This window comes from Streptomyces sp. STAM6 (genome assembly GCF_054963715.1).
In genome coordinates this window covers 13,204-32,651 of sequence record NZ_JBUEFZ010000017.1, presented here as the reverse complement: position 1 = coordinate 32,651, position 19,448 = coordinate 13,204, and the positions used below count along the sequence as shown (strand labels likewise).

The window sequence follows — 19,448 nt, the reverse complement described above, 5'->3', positions numbered from 1 at the left end:
AGATCGTACGCAGAACTGTCACGCAGTCACGGAGGTAGCGCCATGGGTGGCCACCTGAAGCAGCACACCCTCATCACCACCCAGACGCGCCTGCGCGACCAGGTCGCGCACGCCCTGTACGCCGCACTCATCTCCGGGGAGCTGCGCCCCGGAGAGGTCTACTCGGCGCCCGCCCTGGCCGCCGACTTCGGCGTCTCCGCCACCCCGGTGCGCGAGGCGATGCTCGACCTGGCCCGCGAGGGCCTGGTCGAGCCCGTGCGCAACAAGGGCTTCCGGGTCACCGAGGTCAGCGAACGCGACCTCGACCAGTACACCGAGCTGCGCGCCCTGATCGAGGTGCCCACCGTGGGCACCGTCACCGCCTCGGCCACCCGCCGGCAGCTGGAGGAACTGCGGCCGGTCGCCGAGGAGATCGTCGCCAGCGCCCGCGACCACGACCTCATCGGCTACCTCGACGCCGACCGCCGCTTCCACCTCTCGCTCCTGGCCCTCTCCGGCAATGAACGCCTCGTCGAGACCGTCGGTGACCTGCGTAAACGCTCTCGTCTCTACGGCCTGACGGCACTCGACGAGCGGGGCCTGCTCGTCGCCTCCGCCCAGGAGCACCACGAGCTGCTCGACCTGATGCTCTCCGGGGACGCGCCGGCGGCCGAGGCGTGCATGGCCCGGCACCTCGGGCACGTCCGCTCGCTGTGGGCGGAGGGCCGGGAGGAGACGGGCACCCCGGCCCAGGGCCGCCGGCCCCGGCAGGCGGGAGTCCCCCGGTCCAGGGCGGCCTCGCCCGCACCCTCGTCACCGCCCGCACCGTCCGCACCGCCCGCAGTGGCGCGACGCGGCCACTGACCTGTCCGGCCGGACAGGTCAGTGGCCGGAAGTGTCGGGCGCCCCGGGCTGTCCGGCGACGGGCCCGCAGCGGCCCGCGTCACTGGGTGACGCCCGTGGCGCCTCGCCGCTCGCCGGCATGCGGTGGGTGCGTCAGTGTGTGATCCAGGGCGAGAGGAGGGCGGAAAACTCCTGGTCCGAGATCTGCGCGCCTCCCCAGCCGAAACGCTGCCACGCCTGTGCCCGCTGAAGCACGGGGAGCGGAACGTCGAACGCCGCACGGAACGCGGCGATGAACGAAATGACACCGAACGCCGGACCCAACCTCTCCCTGCAGAGCAGGGCGAGTTCCACAGCGCCCTTGCCTTCCGCGTGAGCGGCCCTCAGTTCGTCCGCCGTCTTTTCCACGTCACCCATCGCACACCTGACTTTCCGTTCTGTTCCGAGCATCGACCGCGGCGAGGGCGGGCCCCACGTCGTGTGGGACCCGCCCCCGTACCCGCTCCATCATCCCGCGCCCTGCACGGAAGACGTCCTACGAGAAGACCACACCGACGTTGGTGTACTCACCCGGCATCCCACGAAGTTCGACGATGTCCACGTTGGTGAAACCGTGCTTCGCGGACATGTGTCCGGTGAACGTTCCCCGCAGGGCGGCTTCTTCGAGTGACGCGTACTGGCCACTGCGCACCGCCTTGTTGAAGTCGTTCAGGTTGTCGCTGAGTTCTCCACCGTTCTGCCAGTACGCCTGCACACCCTTGACCTTGTCGCCGAAGTGCGCGATGGCTGCGTTGAACATTTCGCCACCACTCGGCGTGTCCTTGCCCTTCTTGACGGTCATCATCACGATGCCCTTGCTGTCGATGCCCGCGACGATGCCCAATCCGCTCGGCGACACGTCGACGTAGTCCGGGCACTTGGCACTGGCGGCCGCCCGGGACCGCTGCGCACCCACACCGGCCGGCAGCGCCCGCGCCTTGGACGGCGCCAGAGCCGGAGTCGTCAGGCACGTCGACCTCAGCCGCAGGAACTGCGTCTTGCTGATGCCGGCGATGACCTCTTCGGACAGGCCGAGGGCACGCAGGCCCTTGTAGGCGTTGGTGAAGCCGATGCCCGTCTTCGCGGCGGCGTCCATGGCCGTCACGGCGTCGGCGATGGGCCTGAGGATCTTCCCCGCGAACAGTGCCGCGACATCCACGGCCGCCCAGGCGCATCCGCCCCAGCTGCCGTTCTCACCGCCGGGGGTGAGCTTCTGGGCACACTTGATCCAGCTGCCGAAGAGGATGTCGATCGGATCGACGCCCTTCTGGTACTCGGCCATCGTGATGTTGTGCGTGACCTGCTGGGACAGTTCCTTGGTGGTGTGCTGTCCCAGGTACACCGTCGCGCCGGAGGGGCACGTGTACTTCATCGGGTCCAGGTCCTGCGCGGTGCACATGTACAGATCGACGACGGCCTTGTACCGGATCTTCGCGGTGACCGTGCAGTCGCCCCGGTAGAAGAGCTGGTCGATCCAGCCGTCGCAGCCGGCCGTCTTCTTCACGACCTCCGGGTCGCCGACCTTCACGATGTGGTCGATGACGTAGAACATGCTGCCGATGGAGCCGCCGGCCTCGTCGACGACGGTTCCGGTGTCGATCTGCTTGGCGTTCGCGGCCTTCTCGGCCCTGTCGGCCGCCTCCTGGGCCTCCTTGGCGTACCTCTCGGCGTCCTTGGCCGCCTGTTCGGCCTCGGTGGCGGCGGCGGCGGCGCGGTCGGCGGCGGCGCGGGCGTCCTTGGCGGCCTGCTCGGCCGCGGCCGCGGCCTCACGGGCGGCCTGGGCGTCGAGCGCGGCCTGGTCGGCGGAGGCACGGGCCTGTTGGGCGTAGCCTTCGGCGCGTCCGGCCGCCTGGTCGGCGGCTGTGGCGTCCGCGGTGGCCTTGCGGTCGTATTCGATGGTGCGGGCCAGCGAGGACGAGGCCGCCGACGCCGCCTTGGCGGCATCGGCCGCGTAGCCGAGGGCCTCCTTGGAGTAGGTGCGGGCGGTGGCGGCGTGGCCGGCGGCGTTGGCCGCGTGCTGGTAGGCGATCTTCGCGTCGCCGGTCGCCTGGGCGGCGAGGTTCTTGGCGGCCGCGGCCTCGGCCTGGGCGTTCTTGGCGTGGGCGTCGGCGACGGCCTTCTGCTGGTCGGCGATCGACTTCGAGGCCTGGCCGGTCAGTACGACCAGGCTCGCGGCGGCGTCGGTGGTGACGTACGGCGAACCGAGCTGGATGGCGTCGTTGGCGGGTTTCGCCACCTGGGCGGCGGAGTTGCCCGCGTCGACGGCGGCCTGGGCGGTGACGTGGGCGAAACCGGCCGCCTTGGCCGAAGCGGCCAGTGCCTTGGCGGCCTCCTTGTTCGCCTCGTCCGCGTGGGACTTGGCCGTCCTGGCCAGCTTCTCCGCTTCTTCCGCGAGCTTGACGGCCGTCTTGGCCTCGGCGAAGGCGTGCTCGGAGGCCTTGATGGCGTCGGCCACGGCGCTGGTGGCGGTCTTGACGGCGGCATCGGCGCGCAGCTTGGCGGCCTGGGCACCGTCGGCGTTGGAGCGGGCCCGCTTGGCGGCCGCTTCGGCGCGGGTGGCCGCGGCGTCCGCCTCGGCCGCTGCCTTCGTCGCGGCGTCCGCCGCGGTCCGCGCCCGGCGCGCCGCCGCCTCGGCGTCATCCGCGTGCCTGTCCGCTTCGTTGGCGGCGGCGCGTGCGGCGTCCGCCGCATCGCCCGCCTCCAGCGAGTCGGCGTAGGCGCCCTTCGCGTCGGCCTTGGCCCGGGCGACGTCGGCCTTCTGCTCGGCGTCCCAGGCGTCGTCCCGCTTGGCCTTGGCGTTGTCGCGGGCGGTGATCGCGTCGTTCTTGCGGGCGACCGCGGTGGCTTCGGCGGCTTCCGCCTTGTCCTTGGCGTTCTTGGCGTTGGCCGCCTCGGTCTGCGCGGTCTGCTTGTGCTGGTTGGCCTCGGCCTGCTTGGCGGCGGCGGTCTCCTTCTCCGCCTTGGCCGTCTTCTCCTCGGCCTCGGCGGCGAGCCGCTTGGCGTGCGCGTCGGCGGCGGCGGCCTTCGCGTCCGCTTCCGCCTTCAGCGCGACGGAGAGCTTGGCCTCCGCCGTCTCCTTGTCCTTCTTGGCGTTGTCCCGGTGCAGCTTGGCCGCGTCCGCCGCCGCCTTCGCCTGCAACTCGGCCTTGTGGGCGGCTTCCTTGCGGAACTCCGCGTTGACCTGCGCGGCCTGCGCCAGCGCGCGCTGCGTGATCGTCTCACTGTCACCGGCGGACGCCCGGGTGGCCGCCTCCGCGGTCTCGCCGGCCTTCACCATCGCCGTCAGCGCCGCGACGGCGCCCTTGGTGACCTGGGCCTTCTGCTGACCCACCAGCAGACCACGACCGCGCGGCGCACCGGCCGCGTCAGCGATGCCGTACGCCGCCTGCTCGGCGGCGTCGGACGACGTGGCCGCCTTCTTGACGCTCTCCAGCTGCGCCTTCAGCGTGGCGAGCTGCTTCTTCGCCGCCGCCTGGGTGCTGGTGACACCCGTCTTCGCCTTGTCGAACTGCGCCTTGTCCGGATACGACAGGCTGTCCGTGCCCTTGTGACCGGACGGCTTGATCAGGAACTTCTGCGCACTGGCGTCCTTGCAGTCCCACAGCCGCGCGTCGGTGCTCTTGGTGAACGCGCTCAGATCCAGGCACTTGCCCGTGGACACGCTCTTCAGCGGCGACGCCGCCCGGACGTCACCCTTCCACGACTGGCCGGCGGACTTGTAGCAGTCGAAGATCTGGATCTTCGTGCCGTTCGTGGAACTGTTGCCCGCCACGTCGAGGCACTTGGACGAAGCGACGTTGCGCAGATGGAGGTCGTCCTCCGCGCCTTCGAGCGTCCACTGCTGCGCCGCGCCGCCGTTGCAGGTGTAGATCTGGACCGGTGTGCCGTTGGTCTTGCCGGCGCCCTGGACGTCCAGGCAATGACCTCGCGCCCCGGGCACCTCGATCGTCACATAGCTGTCGCCGATCCAGCCGACGCCGCCCGCGGACCAGTAGTCCTGCCAGCGGGCCAGACGGTCGGCCACCCATGAGTGACCCAGCAGGTCGCCCAGCGCCTTCGCACCCGCGGCGAGGGACGTGGTCGCGTTCTTGTTGGAGGCCAGGATCTGGTTGCGCTGGGCCGCCTGGGAGGCGATCTCCTGCTGCCATTCCTGGGCGGCCGTGGCGGAGGCGTCGCCAGCGACCTTGTTCGGGTCGATCGGATCGCGCCACGCACACGACGCGAAGCGGGTCTTCAGGTCCTCCACCGCGATGCGGTGCTCGGCCGAACCCGGCTGGGGCGCCGTACGGGGGAACCCGCCCGCGGCCAGGAAGAGTCGGGCGTTGTCCGCGCCCATTGGCTCCAGGGACCAGGCGGACAGGTGCTCGTACGCGCCGTGCTCGGCGCGCTGACGCTCCCACTCCGGCAGCTGCGTGCTGGGGTCCTTGCCGTACAGCGGTGCGCCGATGTTCTTGACCGCCTGGGCCGTCGCCGCGTCGGCCTTGGGCGTGGGGTCCTCGTAGAAGTCGCTGTCGTTCTTCCAGAACCGGTCAGCGACCCACTTCGTGAGCCCGGTCTGTCCGTAGAAGTCTTGCTTGCCGTCAGTCGTACCCGGAGGCCAGTGGAAATCGGTCACGGTGAAGCCGCCGGGAGTCTCGAGCCCGTCGAGCGGCTTCTTCCAGGTGTCCCGTACGGCATGGAGGGCGTCCAGCTCCTTGGACGCCGCGGCCCGGTCCTTCTCGTAGGCCAGGGCGAGCGGAGTGTCCTCCCAGTGCTGCCGGTTGGCGAGTTCGTGCAGCTTGTCCTGCGGCTGGTTGAGGCCGTCCTGCGCGGTGGTGGCCATGGTCGGGCCGCCCAGGCGCAGTACCTCGGACATCAGGCACTGGTCCTGGCGCAGCTGCTCGGCGGCGGTGTCCGTGTACCAGTCGTAGTCGTCTCCCACCGGCGCCATGCGGTGTCCGGCCGACTGGTCGACCCCGCCGGGCTGCACGGCCAGGCCGCCGAGGACGGCCAGGGCGGCGACGGACGTGATGGCGGTGGTGAGAGCGGTGGATGAACGTGATCTGGGGTTGAGCAACCCCGGTCTGAGTCGCAAGAGCGCGTCCTTCACAGCGAATGTGGGCAGCTGGAGGTGGTGTCGCCAGAAGAGGGAGCGGTGGCGTGGAAGGCGGGGTCGGTCAGCCGTTCCGGTGCGAGGGCAGGGCCGGCCTGCGGCACTCGGCACAAGCGGTGTTCACCGTGATCCGGCACAGCGGCATGGCGATGCGTCCTTCCCCCCCGTGGCGGCGCCGTCCCCCCGGCCGCCGAATGGCATGCGCGCGTCATGGCGGGATTGGTCAAGATCCCTTCGCGTGCGGCGCTCACCATAGCCCCAGGCCGCCGGGGCGCGACAAGGCGAGGCCGCCGTGCGCGGGCGAGCCCGGACAAGGCGGTTGCGCCAGTTCCCGTGGTGCGCCGCGGCAAAACCGCAAGCTCATGAGCGGTGTGGCCTGTGTGAAGCCTGTGAAGATAGCGCGCTGAAGTGGCCGGTTTTATGCCATTGATTGGCTGGAAAACGCCCTCCATGGGTGTCGCCCGCGGGATCCGGGGTGTCATCGGCGATGCGAAGTCCGGCCGCCTACTGACGCAACATCGCCCAAGGGTCAGAGCCCGGGAGGGAGGATCCTCGGCTGCGTCCCGCGCCCCCCACGCCTCCGGCACCGAACGGCCGGGCGGGACGCGAAGGGGCCGCCGACAGGGTGCTCCCCGAGGGAAGCGGTACCGTCGACGGCCCCAGACGGCCCGGAAGGTGAAGAAGTCGCCTCGACCGGGCGGGTGTCAGATGTCGTGGAAAGGATTTGACGGTTCTGTGACCTGCCGCGTTCACTCTCCCTGAGTGACTGATCTGGGCAGATCGTCTTTCGGCTGTTTCACGGTCGTGCCCGTTGACGCGGCCGAAAGTCCCGGAGACGTCCCAGAGAGCTCCCATCGGGCGTGTTCGTGGACTCTCGCCCAGCCCCGCTCTACTCCCGTTGCGTCAGCCCGGGTCCCAGGAACGGACTGGGGTTGCCATGCCAGAAGACATCCACGCTGTCCCGAGCCCTGGTGGCCGCCACGAACAGCAGCGACCGGGCCCGCTGCATCTCGTGGCGGTACCGCACCGGATCGCTCGTGCGCAGCCGGCTCACCGCCTCGCGCGGCACCAGGCCGTCCGAGACGCCCGCGATGATCATCCGCTGGTATTCGAGTCCCTTGAACCGGAACATCGTGCCGATGTGCACGCCGCCGTCGCCCTGCGGTCCGTCGGCACGGATCTCCACCGGCCGGATGCCGTGCGTGCCGAGCGTGTAGCCGATCTCGGCGGCCATCTGGTTCGTCGGCACGCAGATGGCGATCTGCTCGTGCGGAATGGCCAGATCGGGGTCGGCGTCCCAGCCCGCGATGAGGGCCGCGATGCCTTCCCGCTCGGCGGCCCAGTCCGGGTAGGAATGCCCTGACGGCTGCCGTCCGCTGAGCACGGACCGGTAGCCCGCCAGCGTCTCCTTGTCGCCGTCGAGGTCGTCGTAGTCCGTCTCGCCGAGCACGTCGAGCGCCGAGCGGAGGATCTGGCGCGTCGTGCGGTAGCTCAGGCTCAGCTTCGACGACCGGCCCCGGATGTTGACGCCCAGGCTGCCCAGCGTCACCTGGTTCTTGTAGATGCGCTGATGGGTGTCACCGACCAGGAACAGGTCGTCCGCCTCCCGAGGCGCCATCGCGCGCAACATCTTCCAGTGCGCCGGGCGCAGGTCCTGGGCCTCGTCCACCACGATGTGCCGGTACCGGTAGCGCAGCCAGCCGCCGGAGCCGTCCGCGACGTGGATGTTGTCGAGGCCGCCGGCCTCCTCCCGCTGCCGTGCGAGGGAGAGGATCCGCTGTTCGCGGCCCATCTCCAGGCGGGCGGCGCGCTCGGCGACCTGGTCCCAGGTCTGGCGTCCGAGCCGCTCCAGGCGCTGGGTGAAGCGTTCCGCAAGCTGCCAGATCTCGGCGCGCTCGCCCCGGGTGACGTTCCGGCCGCGGCCGGCCCGCCGGGCGCGGAAGTAGTCGGTGCGCGTGGCGACGGCCTGCCCCAGGATCACCTGGGTCCATTCGTCGTGCAGGAACTCGGGGTCCCAGCCTTCCTCGCCCAGCTCGTCGAGCAGCGCCCGCCATTCCCGTACGGCCTGACTGTCGTCCATCACCTGCTTGCCGCTGCCCGGTTCGGCCTCGCGCACGATGCGCAGCGCCAGCTGGTCGACGTGGCTGACCTCGACCCGGGCCAGCAGCTCCTCGCCGCCCAGTTCCAGTAGGCGGGAGCGCAGGTCCGCGGCGAGGTTCTTGTTGTAGGTGGTGAGGAGGACCGGCTTGTCGCGGCCGGGCGGCAGCTGCCGCACCAGATGACGCACCCTGTGCAGGGCGACGATGGTCTTGCCCGTGCCGGGCCCGCCGCCGACCCGGGCCGGACCCGAGTAGCGCCGTTCCACGAGCTTGGCCTGGGTGGGGTGGAGGAAGACCTTCCAGCGGCTGAAGTCGCCGCCCTCCAGGGCCTCGCGGAGGGCCTCGTCGGAGGTGGTGACGACCGTGGCCGGGCGCTGCGCCGCGGCCTGGAAGTCGTCGGGGTCGACCGGCTCGGTGACGGCGACGGGCGCCGTCACCTGGTCGAGGACCTCGTCGTACGACTTGCCGTCGAAGAGGGCGAGCAGGACCTCGCCGGTGAGCTGGGGCGCGTACTCGACGAGGCCGAGGAGCTGGTCCTCGGTGGTGAGCGTCCGGATGACCGGGAGCAGCGGCTCGGCGACGCCGAGCTCCGACAGCTGGGCGTCGGTCCAGGCCGCGAAGAACTCCTGCGGCTTGGCCGCTTCGGGCGCGGGAGCCTCGGGCGCGGTGGCTTCGGGTAGGGCCGGCGCCGGGGCGGGCGGGGCGGGAAGCCTGCGGAGGACGCTCTCCTCCACGACTTCCAGGTCGACGTACTCGATGCCACCAGTGACCTGGTTGACCTGCGCCGACAGCCGGTCGTAGACATCCTTGCGGTGCTTGACGGAGACGATCAGCCAGTCGTCCTCGGCGAGCCGGATCAGCAGGGCTCGGTAGTCGTCGCTGACGCGCGCAGACCACAGGCGGCTGTCTCCCTTGAGCTGCTGGAGCTTGAGGCCGGTGGTGTGCGGGTTGATCTTGAACTTGTGCTGGAAGTCGAAGAAGGCGCCCTTGACCGTGCGGGGGAGTTTGAGGATCTCCTTGTCGGCCTTGTCGAGCAGGCGCAGCGTCACGCCCGAGGCGGTCATCGTGTGTGCTCCCCGTCACTGGTGCTGTCGTGGTTCGTGTCCCGGCCCCGTTCGAGCAGGCGGGCGGCCAGTTCGGCAGCGTCCCAGGCCGTCGCCGTACGGACGTCCCAGCCGGCCGCCGCGAAGGCCTTGTCCCGGTCCGCGGCCTCGTGGTCAGGTTCCGGGCCGTCGTCGCGGGCGGCGAGGACCACGCCGACGCGGGCCGCGGGCCAGGCAAGTTCGGCCTGCCAGCCCCGCTCGTCGAGCTCGTAACCGTCCTCCGGCGCGGGCACCCCGGCCTCCGCCAGGGCCAGGGCCAGCTCGGCCAGGCCCACCTCGTCGGGATCGAGGAATTTGAGCACCGGGTCCCAGCCCGGGTCCTGACCGGTCGCCGTTGCCGCGACCGGCTCGGCGGCCGCTGCCGTCACTCCGGCGGAGGCCGCGGCTACGGCGACCGCGGCCGCGGGTGTGCCCTCCCGGACGGCGCCGACCTCGACCGCCGCCGCCTCGGCCGCGACCGGTGCCGACTCCTCCCGGGGGATCTCGGTCCGGGCGGACTGCAGCCATCCCTCGCCGCCGGTCACGGTCAGCGCTTCGGTGGCGAAGCCGTCGACGAGGCTCGTGGTGAGCTGGGCGCTGTCGCCGCCCGCGTGGTCCAGGAACTGCAGCACGTTGCTCCAGTACAACCAGGCCCGCCAGCGCCTCCGGTGGGCCCGCGCGTCGGCCATGGCCTCGGTGCTGTCGTCGAGCACGGTCAGGCCCGTCCATACGGGCGGGGTACGCCGGCCGTCCGCGGCGAGGACGAGTCGACAGCCGGAGGCGTCGGGCCCGTACACGAGCCGGACCGGTCCCGCCTGACCCGTGACCGTCCCGCCGCCCAGCGCCGACAGCAGGGCCGGCCCGAGGCCGTCCGTCCCGAGGGCGGTGGCGCGGACGCCGGCCGCGCCGACGAGTCCCGCGGCGGCGGCTTCGGCCCGCCGCTGCCAGCGTGCGGCGTCGGGCGCCCGCAGATAGGCGAGCAGGAGCCGGGCGGGGTTGACCCAGACGGCGTCGGACAGTTCGCCGGGCAGTCCTCCGCCGATGCGGCTGTAATAGTCGCGTGCGCGGTTCTGCGCGTCCGCGGGGTAGGGCTGCCAGACCGGGTCGGCCGGGCCCGCCGCCGCGTATCCGGTGTCCCGTACGCGCTCGCGCCATTCCTTGACGTCGTCGTACGACAGTTGGAACACCCGCAGGCCCTCGCTGCGCAGACCTGTCCGCTTGGTGGCGTCGTCGGCCAGCCGGTTGTGCTCCGGGGTCGCGTGATAGGCGAAGCCGTCGAGGTACACCGCGACGCGAGGGCCGGGCGCGTCGAGGCGCTCGAGAAGTATGTCGGGCCGGGTGCCGTCCAGCGCGCGCTGCTGCGAGACCCGCCAGCTCACCGTCGCCCCGTCGTCACTCGTCAGCCGCAGGTCGAGCGCGTACGTGCCGGCCGACGTGGTGTACGCGTCGGCGGTGGCCCCGGAATCGGCGAGCCTCGCCCACTCCTGGAGCGTCTCGATGAACAGGATCTCCAGATCGCTCTCGGCCTGCCGCTCCAGCGGAATGTGCCGGGTCGTCGCGACGGGGGACGTCCGCCAGCGTGAACCGTCCTCGCCGAGGAGGTCCTCCAGCATCTGCCGCACCTCGTTGCGGCTGACCTTGTCGTAGTCGGCCGCCGGCACGCGCCGCAGCAGGCACTGGTGGCAGCCGTCGAGACCCTTCTCGCGGCACCCGCAGTCCTCGATGACGTCCCGCGCCTTGAGCAGCACGTTCCGGAAGCCGTCGGCGGACGCGAGCCGGTGCAGATAGCCGGTGCCTCCGGGGAGGCGGTCGTAGACCACGAGGAAGCGCCGCGGCCAGTCGGAGCCGTCGGCGCCCAGGTGGTCGGGCATCGTCGCCTCGGCGATGTCGATGTGGTCGGGATCGCCGCCGTACTGCGCCGCGATGCCCGCGAACAGCGCCGCCGTGAACGACGCGAGGCGCTCCTTGGCGCGGGCCACGGACGCGGGCAGCAGGATGCGCACCGCCTCCGTGGTGAGCTCGTGCGCGAGCAGCAGCGGCACGTCCTCACCCTTGCCCTGCTGCTCGGCCGGTCCGGCCGCCGGGGTTTCCCTGGTGCGGCGGCGCGGACACCACAGCAGGTGGTGGGCGGCGGCCGCGGTGCTCGCCGCGCCCGAGTCCGTCAGCGCGTGCTGGGGCACGTCCACGACCGGACGGCCCTCGGCCGTCGCGCCGCCGCAACTGGTGCACACGTAGAAGGGGTTGAGCCGCACGTCCGCGCCGGCGAGCGGCACGGTGCTGCTGCCCTCCTCCCGGTCGAGACCCAGGTTGAGCGTGCGGATCTTCGCGTGCCGCGTGAAGTCCACGCCGAAGACGGCCGTCTCGTGCCGCCACGACCCGGGGGTGATCCGCTCCGGGTCGACGTCGACCGTCGTCAGCACCGCGTAGTGCCGGCGGTCCCGCTCGTCGCGGTCGTCCCGCACCCGGGCGTCGTCCCGCTTGTCACGGGAGACGACGCGCCGCGGCTGGAGCACGTACTGCACGCAGCCCGCGTCGGCGATCTCCCGCCCTCCGCAACGGGGACACGGGCTGGTGTCCTTCCTGGCGTCGTGCGTACGGACGTACCCGCACGCCGGGCAGAGCCGCCACTCGGCCCAGGCGCGGCGGTCCGGGGTCCCGACGTCGAGCGCGCGCACCACGTGCCGGTAGCCGTTGACGTAGAAGCTGTTCCCGGGGGCCAGTTCGGTCAGGGCGAGCTTGCGGGAGCGTTCGTAGTCCCGCGTCTCGCTGCGATACACCCGCTTGGCCGGGTCCCCCGCGGGGTTCTCGGACCGGATGTCCTCGTCGTCCGGCGTCTCCGTCCAGTACAGCGTCGCTTCCAGTTGCGTAGTGGTGTCGGTGAGGCTGTAGTTCGGCAGCAGTCCGAGCTCCACCAGGGTGCCGTGCGCACTCGACTGGCTGAGTTCCCGCAGCAGGTCGCCCGCGCTGCGCCGTTCGGCGAGCAGTTCCCGGCGTTCGCGGTCCTGGACGACGTCCGTGCGGACCAGGTGCTCGGCGGCCTCGTCGATCGCGGCGATCCTGCGCCGGAGCTCCTCGCGCCGGCCGGTCCAGTCCTCCTCCGCCTCCTGCAGTGCCCGGACGATGCCGCCGGTGGCGTACGCCCTGAGCTCGTCCGCCGCGTACGGCGACACCCCACCGTCGGCATCGTCGCCGCCACCTGGGAACAGGGCGAGGAACTCCTCGACCAGCGTGGCGCCGTGGGTCTGCGCGGCGTCGGCCAGGTCCTGGCACCAGCCCGTGGTGCCGAACAGCGCGGCTGGTGGACATCACACCGCTCACCCGGGGGAAGACACCACCCTTTTGGCATCCGACGCGGCTCAACACCCGCTATCACCCGGCACTCCACCTCTCCGAGGCGGTGCTGAGGGGAGGGTCGGCCGAGCACCTGCCCGGGCAGCTGCGCATGAACGGATTTCTGTTCGACATGAATGGCATCTATGAGGACTTCATCTGTACGGCACTACGGGAGGCCATGCGCCCCTACGGTGGCAGAAGTGTCCTCCAGGCCCGGAACATCCACATGGACGAAGAGGATGCGATCCGCCTGCGACCTGATTTCGTCTGGTACGGAGAGTCCGGCACCCCACTGATCGTCGCGGACGCCAAGTACAAGGCCCGCAGAAAACCCGGCTTTCCGAATGAGGACCTCTACCAAATGCTGGCCTACTGCACTGCCCTGGGTCTGTCGGAGGGGCACCTGGTGTACGCGAAGGGTAACGCTCCACACATCAGCCACCGTGTGCGGCATACCGGTACAGTCCTCCACCAGCACGCCATTGACTTGGAGCAGCAGTCCGCGGGGTTGCTTGCCGAGATCGACGCGCTGGCTCGGCGCATGCTTCACGGCTCAGCAATGTCGCGTCAGGGCAGTGTGCCTTCTGGAAGCTTCTCGGATACCTGAGCCGGTGCATGGGGCGCACGGCCGCGCATCCCGAGTTGGAGACAGCTCGTTGTACCGGGTCTTCTCCGATTGGGTGGCTGTTCCGCATGATTCCGATGACGCATCACATGGAGCACCGACCAAGCGTCCCCAGGCTCCGGGGGCCGGTAATCTCCCGATCCCGACCCAAAGTCCCAGACAAGTCCCACAGACGCCGACGAATCCCCTCCTGGCTCGCATACGTGCAAGTCAGGAGGGGATGAGCGGCGTTGTATCTGAGGCTGCTCAGATGTCGCGGAAGATCTCGATCTGCGCGCCCACCGAGTTCAGGCGCTCCGCCAGGTCTTCGTAACCGCGGTTGATGACGTAGACGTTGCGGAGCACCGAGGTGCCCTCCGCCGCCATCATCGCCAGCAGTACCACCACCGCGGGCCGCAGGGCCGGCGGGCACATCATCTCGGCCGCGCGCCAGCGGGTGGGGCCCTCGACGAGGACCCGGTGCGGGTCGAGCAGTTGCAGGCGCCCGCCCAGGCGGTTGAGGTCGGTCAGGTAGATCGCCCGGTTGTCGTAGACCCAGTCGTGGATCAGGGTCTGGCCCTGGGCCGCGGCGGCGATGGCCGCGAAGAACGGCACGTTGTCGATGTTCAGGCCCGGGAAGGGCATCGGGTGGATCTTGTCGATCGGCGCCTCCAGCTTGGAGGGCCGTACGGTGAGGTCGACCAGCCGCGTGCGGCCGTTGTCCGCGTTGTACTCCGGCGAGCGGTCGTGGTCGAGGCCCATCTCCTCCAGTACCGCGAGCTCGATCTCCAGGAACTCGATCGGCACCCGGCGGATCGTCAGCTCGGATTCCGTGACGACGGCGGCGGCCAGCAGGCTCATCGCCTCGACCGGGTCCTCGGAGGGGGAGTAGTCGACGTCGACGTCGATGTGCGGCACGCCGTGGACGGTCAGCGTGGTCGTACCGATGCCGTCCACCCGTACGCCCAGCGCCTCCAGGAAGAAGCACAGGTCCTGGACCATGTAGTTCGACGAGGCGTTGCGGATGACGGTGGTGCCGTTGTGGCGGGCGGCGGCCAGCAGCGCGTTCTCGGTCACCGTGTCGCCGCGCTCGGTCAGCACGATCGGGCGGTCCGGAGTGACCTCGCGGTCGACCCGCGCGTGGTAGAGCCCCTCCGTCGCGGTGATGTCGAGACCGAACCGGCGCAGCGCGATCATGTGCGGCTCGATGGTGCGCGTACCGAGGTCGCAGCCACCGGCGTAGGGGAGCTTGAACTGCGGCAGCCGGTGCAGCAGCGGCCCGAGGAACATGATGATCGAGCGGGTGCGGCGGGCGGCCTCGGCGTCGATGGCCTCCATGTCCAGCCGCGCGGGCGGGGCGATCTCCAGGTCCATCCCGTCGTTGATCCAGCGGGTGCGGACACCGATGGAGCCCAGCACCTCCAGGAGCCGGTAGACCTCTTCGATGCGGGCGACGCGCCGCAGCACCGTGCGACCCTTGTTCAGCAGTGAGGCGCAGAGCAGCGCCACACACGCGTTCTTGCTCGTCTTGACGTCGATGGCGCCGGAGAGCCGGCGGCCGCCGACCACACGCAGATGCATGGGCCCGGCGTAACCGAGCGACACGATCTCGCTGTCGAGCGCTTCACCGATGCGCGCGATCATCTCAAGGCTGATGTTCTGGTTGCCGCGCTCGATGCGGTTGACCGCGCTCTGGCTGGTGGCCAGCGCTTCGGCGAGCTGTGTCTGCGTCCAGCCGCGGTGTTGCCGGGCATCACGGATGAGCTTGCCGATGCGTACGAGGTAGTCGTCTGCCATGGAGGCAGGCTATCTCAGATATGAGATGTGACTGCCTGCCGGGTACTCCATCAGGGTGACAGGCCGTGGGCGGTGGGGTGTCGGGGTTCGTAGAGCGGCAGTTGGGCGCCGCTCGGCAGCCGCACCGTGGCGAGTACCCCCCACCCCTGGTCACTGGGCGACTGGGCGACCTCCGCCCCACGGTCGGTCAACTTCCGCAGGGTGGCCCGGATGTCGTCGCACATGAGATAGAACTCATGTCTGGGTTCTCCGGCCGCCGGGTGTACGGCGACCTCGGCCGGAGGTAGCCGGAAGATGAGCCAGCCGCGCCCGGCGTCGACGTGGTCGAAACCCAACACGTCTTTCAGGAAGGCCCGGTCCGCGTCGGCGTCCTGGCTGTAGAGGATGACGTGTGCGCCGCTGAACATGTCTTCGATGCTCCTTGTATCCCCTTTGCCCGGCAATCGGGGTGCGGCCGAACGAGCCGGATGCCGTTCACGAACCGGCGGCGGACCGCCTGTCCCGCAGGATCGCCGCGGTGCGCCGGCACCAGTCGCGATTGCCCTCCTCGAAGGCGAGTCCCCGCAGGCACGTCACATAAGGACCGATACGCGTGCTTTCGCGCAGGAATTCCGATTCGCTCCGATCGCCCCGCATGCGCCGCAGCAGCGAGCCGAACAACTCGGCCTTCGCCTCCGCGGCCGCCGCGCGCTCCAGCAGCTGCTCGATCAGCGGTCCGGGGTCGACGTGGTCGGCCGCCTGGACCTTGACCAGCAGGTCGTCGCGCATGAACGAGTGCTTGGAAGCGGCGGCGGCGAACCGTTCCAGCTCGGCGAGCCCCTCGTGGGTGACGCGGAACAGTCGCTTGTTGGGCCGGGTGTCCTGCACGACCTCGCGGCCGGCGACCAGTCCGTCCGCCTCCAGCTTCGCCAGCTCCGCGTACAGCTGCTGCGGCAGCGCGTGCCAGAAGTTCGCCACGCCGAGGTCGAACGCCTTGGCGAGCTGGTAGCCGCTGAGCTCCTCGTCCAGCAGGGCCGCCAGTACGGCGTGACGCAGGGCCATCGCGCTCCTTCCCTCGCCCCGGCGCTTCTCGCGTCCCTCTTCCGCCGGGCTGTGCCCCCATGGTACTCAAGAATCTGACTAGTCACTTTTTTGAGTATGAGATGAGGGGAACCCATGACCGCCGACCGCTTCCGTGCTGCCGTCGAGAGCCGCGACCTCGCCGCCCTTGGCGAACTGTTCACCGATGACATCCGGCTCTACAGCCCGGTGAAGTTCACGCCCTTCGAAGGGAAGCCCATGGTCCTGGGCCTCTTCGGTGTGCTGTTGCGCGTCTTCGAGGACTTCCACTACGTCGGAGAGTTCGCCGGTGCGGCGGAGACGAGCGCCGACGGCGCCGAGGCGCCCGCGGCCGTGCTGCTCTTCCGGACCGTCGTGAACGGCAAGCGGATCCATGGCATCGATTTGCTGCACTTCGACGAGAGTGGCCGCATCAAGGAGTTCACGGTGATGGTGCGGCCGCAGTCGGCGGTGCACGCGCTGGGCGAGGCGGTGCTCGCCGGGCTGGTCGAGGACGGCCTCGTGCCGGCTCCGGCGGAGGGCTGAGCGGGGGAGGGGCCGGCGAGAACCCGACCCGAAGCCGGTCCGGCGCGGCTCGGGCATGACCGATCTGCGGTCATGTACTAGAGTTATCTCGACATCGAGATATCTGCCGAAAGACGCACCGCAGCCGCGCCAGCCGGTAAGGGTTACCTAACTAAGTCTTACCTTAGCGGATCGGCGAGGAGCCGTAGCGGCAGGATGCGGTCAGTACGCGCACATTGATGAAGGAGACTGTCGTGTCGGCGAACAGCTTCGACGCCCGCAGCACGCTGCGCGTGGGCGACGAGTCGTACGAGATCTTCAGGCTGGACAAGGTCGAGGGCTCCGCGCGCCTCCCTTACAGCCTCAAGGTGCTCCTGGAGAACCTGCTCCGCACCGAGGACGGCGCGAACATCACCGCCGACCACATCCGGGCCCTCGGCAACTGGGACTCGCAGGCCCAGCCGAGCCAGGAGATCCAGTTCACCCCGGCCCGCGTGATCATGCAGGACTTCACCGGTGTGCCGTGTGTCGTGGACCTCGCCACCATGCGTGAGGCCGTGAAGGAGCTGGGCGGCGACCCGGCGAAGATCAACCCGCTGGCCCCGGCCGAGCTGGTCATCGACCACTCCGTCATCGCCGACAAGTTCGGCACCAAGGACGCGTTCACCCAGAACGTCGAGCTGGAGTACGGCCGCAACAAGGAGCGCTACCAGTTCCTGCGCTGGGGCCAGACCGCCTTCGACGAGTTCAAGGTCGTCCCGCCCGGCACCGGCATCGTCCACCAGGTCAACATCGAGCACCTGGCCCGCACCGTCATGGTCCGCAACGGCCAGGCGTACCCCGACACCCTCGTCGGCACCGACTCGCACACCACCATGGTCAACGGCCTCGGTGTGCTCGGCTGGGGCGTCGGCGGCATCGAGGCCGAGGCCGCGATGCTCGGCCAGCCGGTCTCCATGCTGATCCCGCGCGTCGTCGGCTTCAAGCTGACCGGCGAGCTGCCCACCGGCACCACCGCCACCGACCTCGTGCTCACCATCACCGAGATGCTGCGCAAGCACGGCGTCGTCGGCAAGTTCGTCGAGTTCTACGGTGAGGGCGTCGCTGCCACCTCCCTCGCGAACCGCGCCACCATCGGCAACATGTCGCCCGAGTTCGGCTCCACCGCCGCGATCTTCCCGATCGACGGCGAGACCCTGAACTACCTCAAGCTCACCGGCCGCTCCGAGCAGCAGGTGGCGCTCGTCGAGGCGTACGCCAAGGAGCAGGGCCTCTGGCTGGACCCGGCCGCCGAGCCGGACTTCTCCGAGAAGCTGGAGCTCGACCTCTCCACGGTCGTCCCGTCCATCGCCGGCCCGAAGCGCCCGCAGGACCGCATCGTCCTGGCCAACGCCGCCGAGCAGTTCGCCCAGGACGTCCGCAACTACGTGGACGACGTGGACGAGGCGGGCAAGGAGTCCTTCCCGGCCTCCGACGCCCCGGCCAACCACCCGAACGGCGCCCCGTCGAAGCCCACCCTGGTCACCCTGGCCGACGGCTCCTCCTTCGAGATCGACCACGGCGCCGTCACCGTCGCCGCGATCACCTCCTGCACCAACACCTCGAACCCCTACGTCATGGTCGCCGCGGCGCTCGTGGCCAAGAAGGCGGTCGAGAAGGGCCTGACCCGCAAGCCGTGGGTCAAGACCACCCTGGCCCCGGGCTCGAAGGTCGTCACCGACTACTTCGACAAGGCCGGCCTGACCCCGTACCTCGACAAGATGGGCTTCAACCTCGTCGGGTACGGCTGCACCACCTGCATCGGCAACTCCGGTCCGCTGGACGAGGAGATCTCGAAGGCGATCAACGAGCACGACCTCGCGGTCACCTCGGTGCTCTCCGGCAACCGCAACTTCGAGGGCCGGATCAACCCCGACGTCAAGATGAACTACCTGGCCTCCCCGCCGCTGGTCGTCGCGTACGCCATCGCGGGCTCCATGAAGGTGGACATCACCAAGGACGCCATCGGCACCGACACCGAGGGCAACCCGGTCTTCCTCAAGGACATCTGGCCGACCGAGGCCGAGGTCAACGACGTCGTCGCCAACGCCATCGGCGAGGACATGTTCAACAAGTCCTACCAGGACGTCTTCGCGGGCGACGCCCAGTGGCAGGCGCTGCCGATCCCGACCGGCAACACCTTCGAGTGGGACCCGCAGTCCACCTACGTGCGCAAGCCCCCGTACTTCGAGGGCATGACCATGGAGACCACCCCGGTCTCCGACATCGCCGGCGCCCGCGTGCTGGCGAAGCTGGGCGACTCGGTCACCACCGACCACATCTCCCCGGCCGGTGCGATCAAGGCCGACACCCCGGCCGGCAAGTACCTCACCGAGCACGGCGTCGAGCGCCGCGACTTCAACTCGTACGGTTCCCGCCGCGGCAACCACGAGGTCATGATTCGCGGTACGTTCGCCAACATCCGCCTGCGCAACCAGATCGCGCCGGGCACCGAGGGCGGCTTCACCCGCGACTTCACCGTCGAGGGCGGCCCGGTCTCCTTCATCTACGACGCCTCCCAGAACTACCAGGCCGCCGGCATCCCGCTGGTGATCCTCGCGGGCAAGGAGTACGGCTCCGGCTCCTCCCGCGACTGGGCCGCCAAGGGCACCGCGCTCCTCGGCGTCAAGGCCGTCATCGCCGAGTCGTACGAGCGCATCCACCGCTCGAACCTCATCGGCATGGGCGTCCTGCCGCTCCAGTTCCCGGAGGGCGCATCGGCCCAGTCGCTCGGCCTGACCGGCGAGGAGACCTTCTCCATCTCCGGCGTCACCGAGCTGAACGACGGCACCACGCCGCGCACGGTCAAGGTCACCACCGACACCGGTGTCGAGTTCGACGCGGTCGTCCGCATCGACACCCCCGGTGAGGCCGACTACTACCGCAACGGCGGCATCATGCAGTACGTGCTGCGCAACCTGATCCGCAACTGACCGGACCCGGCACACGGAAGGGCCGCACCCCCGGCGACGGGGGTG

General features: G+C 70.1%; 11 protein-coding genes. 4 read left to right on the top strand and 7 right to left on the bottom strand.

Going from position 1 to position 19,448, the window contains the following annotated elements:
* Window positions 1–42 precede the first annotated feature (42 nt).
* Window positions 43–843 (top strand): GntR family transcriptional regulator, encoded by an 801-nt coding sequence (locus tag ACY34K_RS20455; protein WP_462749084.1) that lies wholly within the window; start codon window positions 43–45, stop codon window positions 841–843.
* 132 nt (window positions 844–975) lie between these two features.
* Here the strand turns inward: ACY34K_RS20455 and ACY34K_RS20450 are convergent, their stop codons facing one another.
* From ACY34K_RS20450 to ACY34K_RS20435, 4 genes are all read right to left on the bottom strand, one after another.
* A complete protein-coding gene (locus ACY34K_RS20450) occupies window positions 976–1,239 on the bottom strand; it encodes a hypothetical protein (RefSeq protein WP_462749082.1) in 264 nt (87 codons plus the stop codon).
* A gap of 118 nt (window positions 1,240–1,357) precedes the next feature.
* Window positions 1,358–5,935, bottom strand: coding sequence for an RICIN domain-containing protein (locus tag ACY34K_RS20445; RefSeq protein ID WP_462749080.1), 4,578 nt, complete (start codon window positions 5,933–5,935; stop codon window positions 1,358–1,360).
* 907 nt (window positions 5,936–6,842) lie between these two features.
* Complete coding sequence (locus tag ACY34K_RS20440) at window positions 6,843–9,116, bottom strand: UvrD-helicase domain-containing protein (RefSeq protein WP_462749078.1); 2,274 nt, start codon at window positions 9,114–9,116, stop codon at window positions 6,843–6,845.
* Window positions 9,113–12,304, bottom strand: a complete 3,192-nt coding sequence (locus tag ACY34K_RS20435; protein ID WP_462749076.1) for a DUF1998 domain-containing protein — start codon at window positions 12,302–12,304, stop codon at window positions 9,113–9,115. The genes ACY34K_RS20440 and ACY34K_RS20435 overlap by 4 nt, the downstream gene beginning before the upstream one ends.
* Before the next feature lie 128 nt (window positions 12,305–12,432).
* Between ACY34K_RS20435 and ACY34K_RS20430 the strand changes: the two genes are divergently transcribed.
* Window positions 12,433–13,074, top strand: a complete 642-nt coding sequence (locus ACY34K_RS20430; RefSeq protein WP_462749074.1) for a 5-methylcytosine restriction system specificity protein McrC — start codon at window positions 12,433–12,435, stop codon at window positions 13,072–13,074.
* A 264-nt stretch (window positions 13,075–13,338) separates the two neighbouring features.
* Here ACY34K_RS20430 and ACY34K_RS20425 read toward each other — a convergent pair whose 3' ends face one another.
* The 3 genes from ACY34K_RS20425 to ACY34K_RS20415 form a co-directional block, all read right to left on the bottom strand.
* Window positions 13,339–14,868, bottom strand: coding sequence for a helix-turn-helix domain-containing protein (locus ACY34K_RS20425; RefSeq protein ID WP_462749072.1), 1,530 nt, complete (start codon window positions 14,866–14,868; stop codon window positions 13,339–13,341).
* A gap of 50 nt (window positions 14,869–14,918) precedes the next feature.
* Window positions 14,919–15,275 (bottom strand): VOC family protein, encoded by a 357-nt coding sequence (locus ACY34K_RS20420; RefSeq protein ID WP_462749070.1) that lies wholly within the window; start codon window positions 15,273–15,275, stop codon window positions 14,919–14,921.
* Between the two features lie 67 nt (window positions 15,276–15,342).
* The gene (locus ACY34K_RS20415) at window positions 15,343–15,909 is read right to left on the bottom strand and encodes a PadR family transcriptional regulator (protein WP_462749067.1); all 567 of its coding nucleotides are present in this window, start codon (window positions 15,907–15,909) and stop codon (window positions 15,343–15,345) included.
* 114 nt (window positions 15,910–16,023) lie between these two features.
* Between ACY34K_RS20415 and ACY34K_RS20410 the strand changes: the two genes are divergently transcribed.
* Together ACY34K_RS20410 and acnA are read left to right on the top strand one after the other, a co-directional pair.
* The gene (locus ACY34K_RS20410; RefSeq protein ID WP_462749066.1) at window positions 16,024–16,452 is read left to right on the top strand and encodes a nuclear transport factor 2 family protein; all 429 of its coding nucleotides are present in this window, start codon (window positions 16,024–16,026) and stop codon (window positions 16,450–16,452) included.
* Between the two features lie 233 nt (window positions 16,453–16,685).
* On the top strand, window positions 16,686–19,403 hold the full coding sequence (gene acnA / locus ACY34K_RS20405; protein WP_462749064.1) for an aconitate hydratase AcnA: 2,718 nt from the start codon (window positions 16,686–16,688) through the stop codon (window positions 19,401–19,403).
* The last annotated feature ends 45 nt before the right edge of the window (window positions 19,404–19,448 follow it).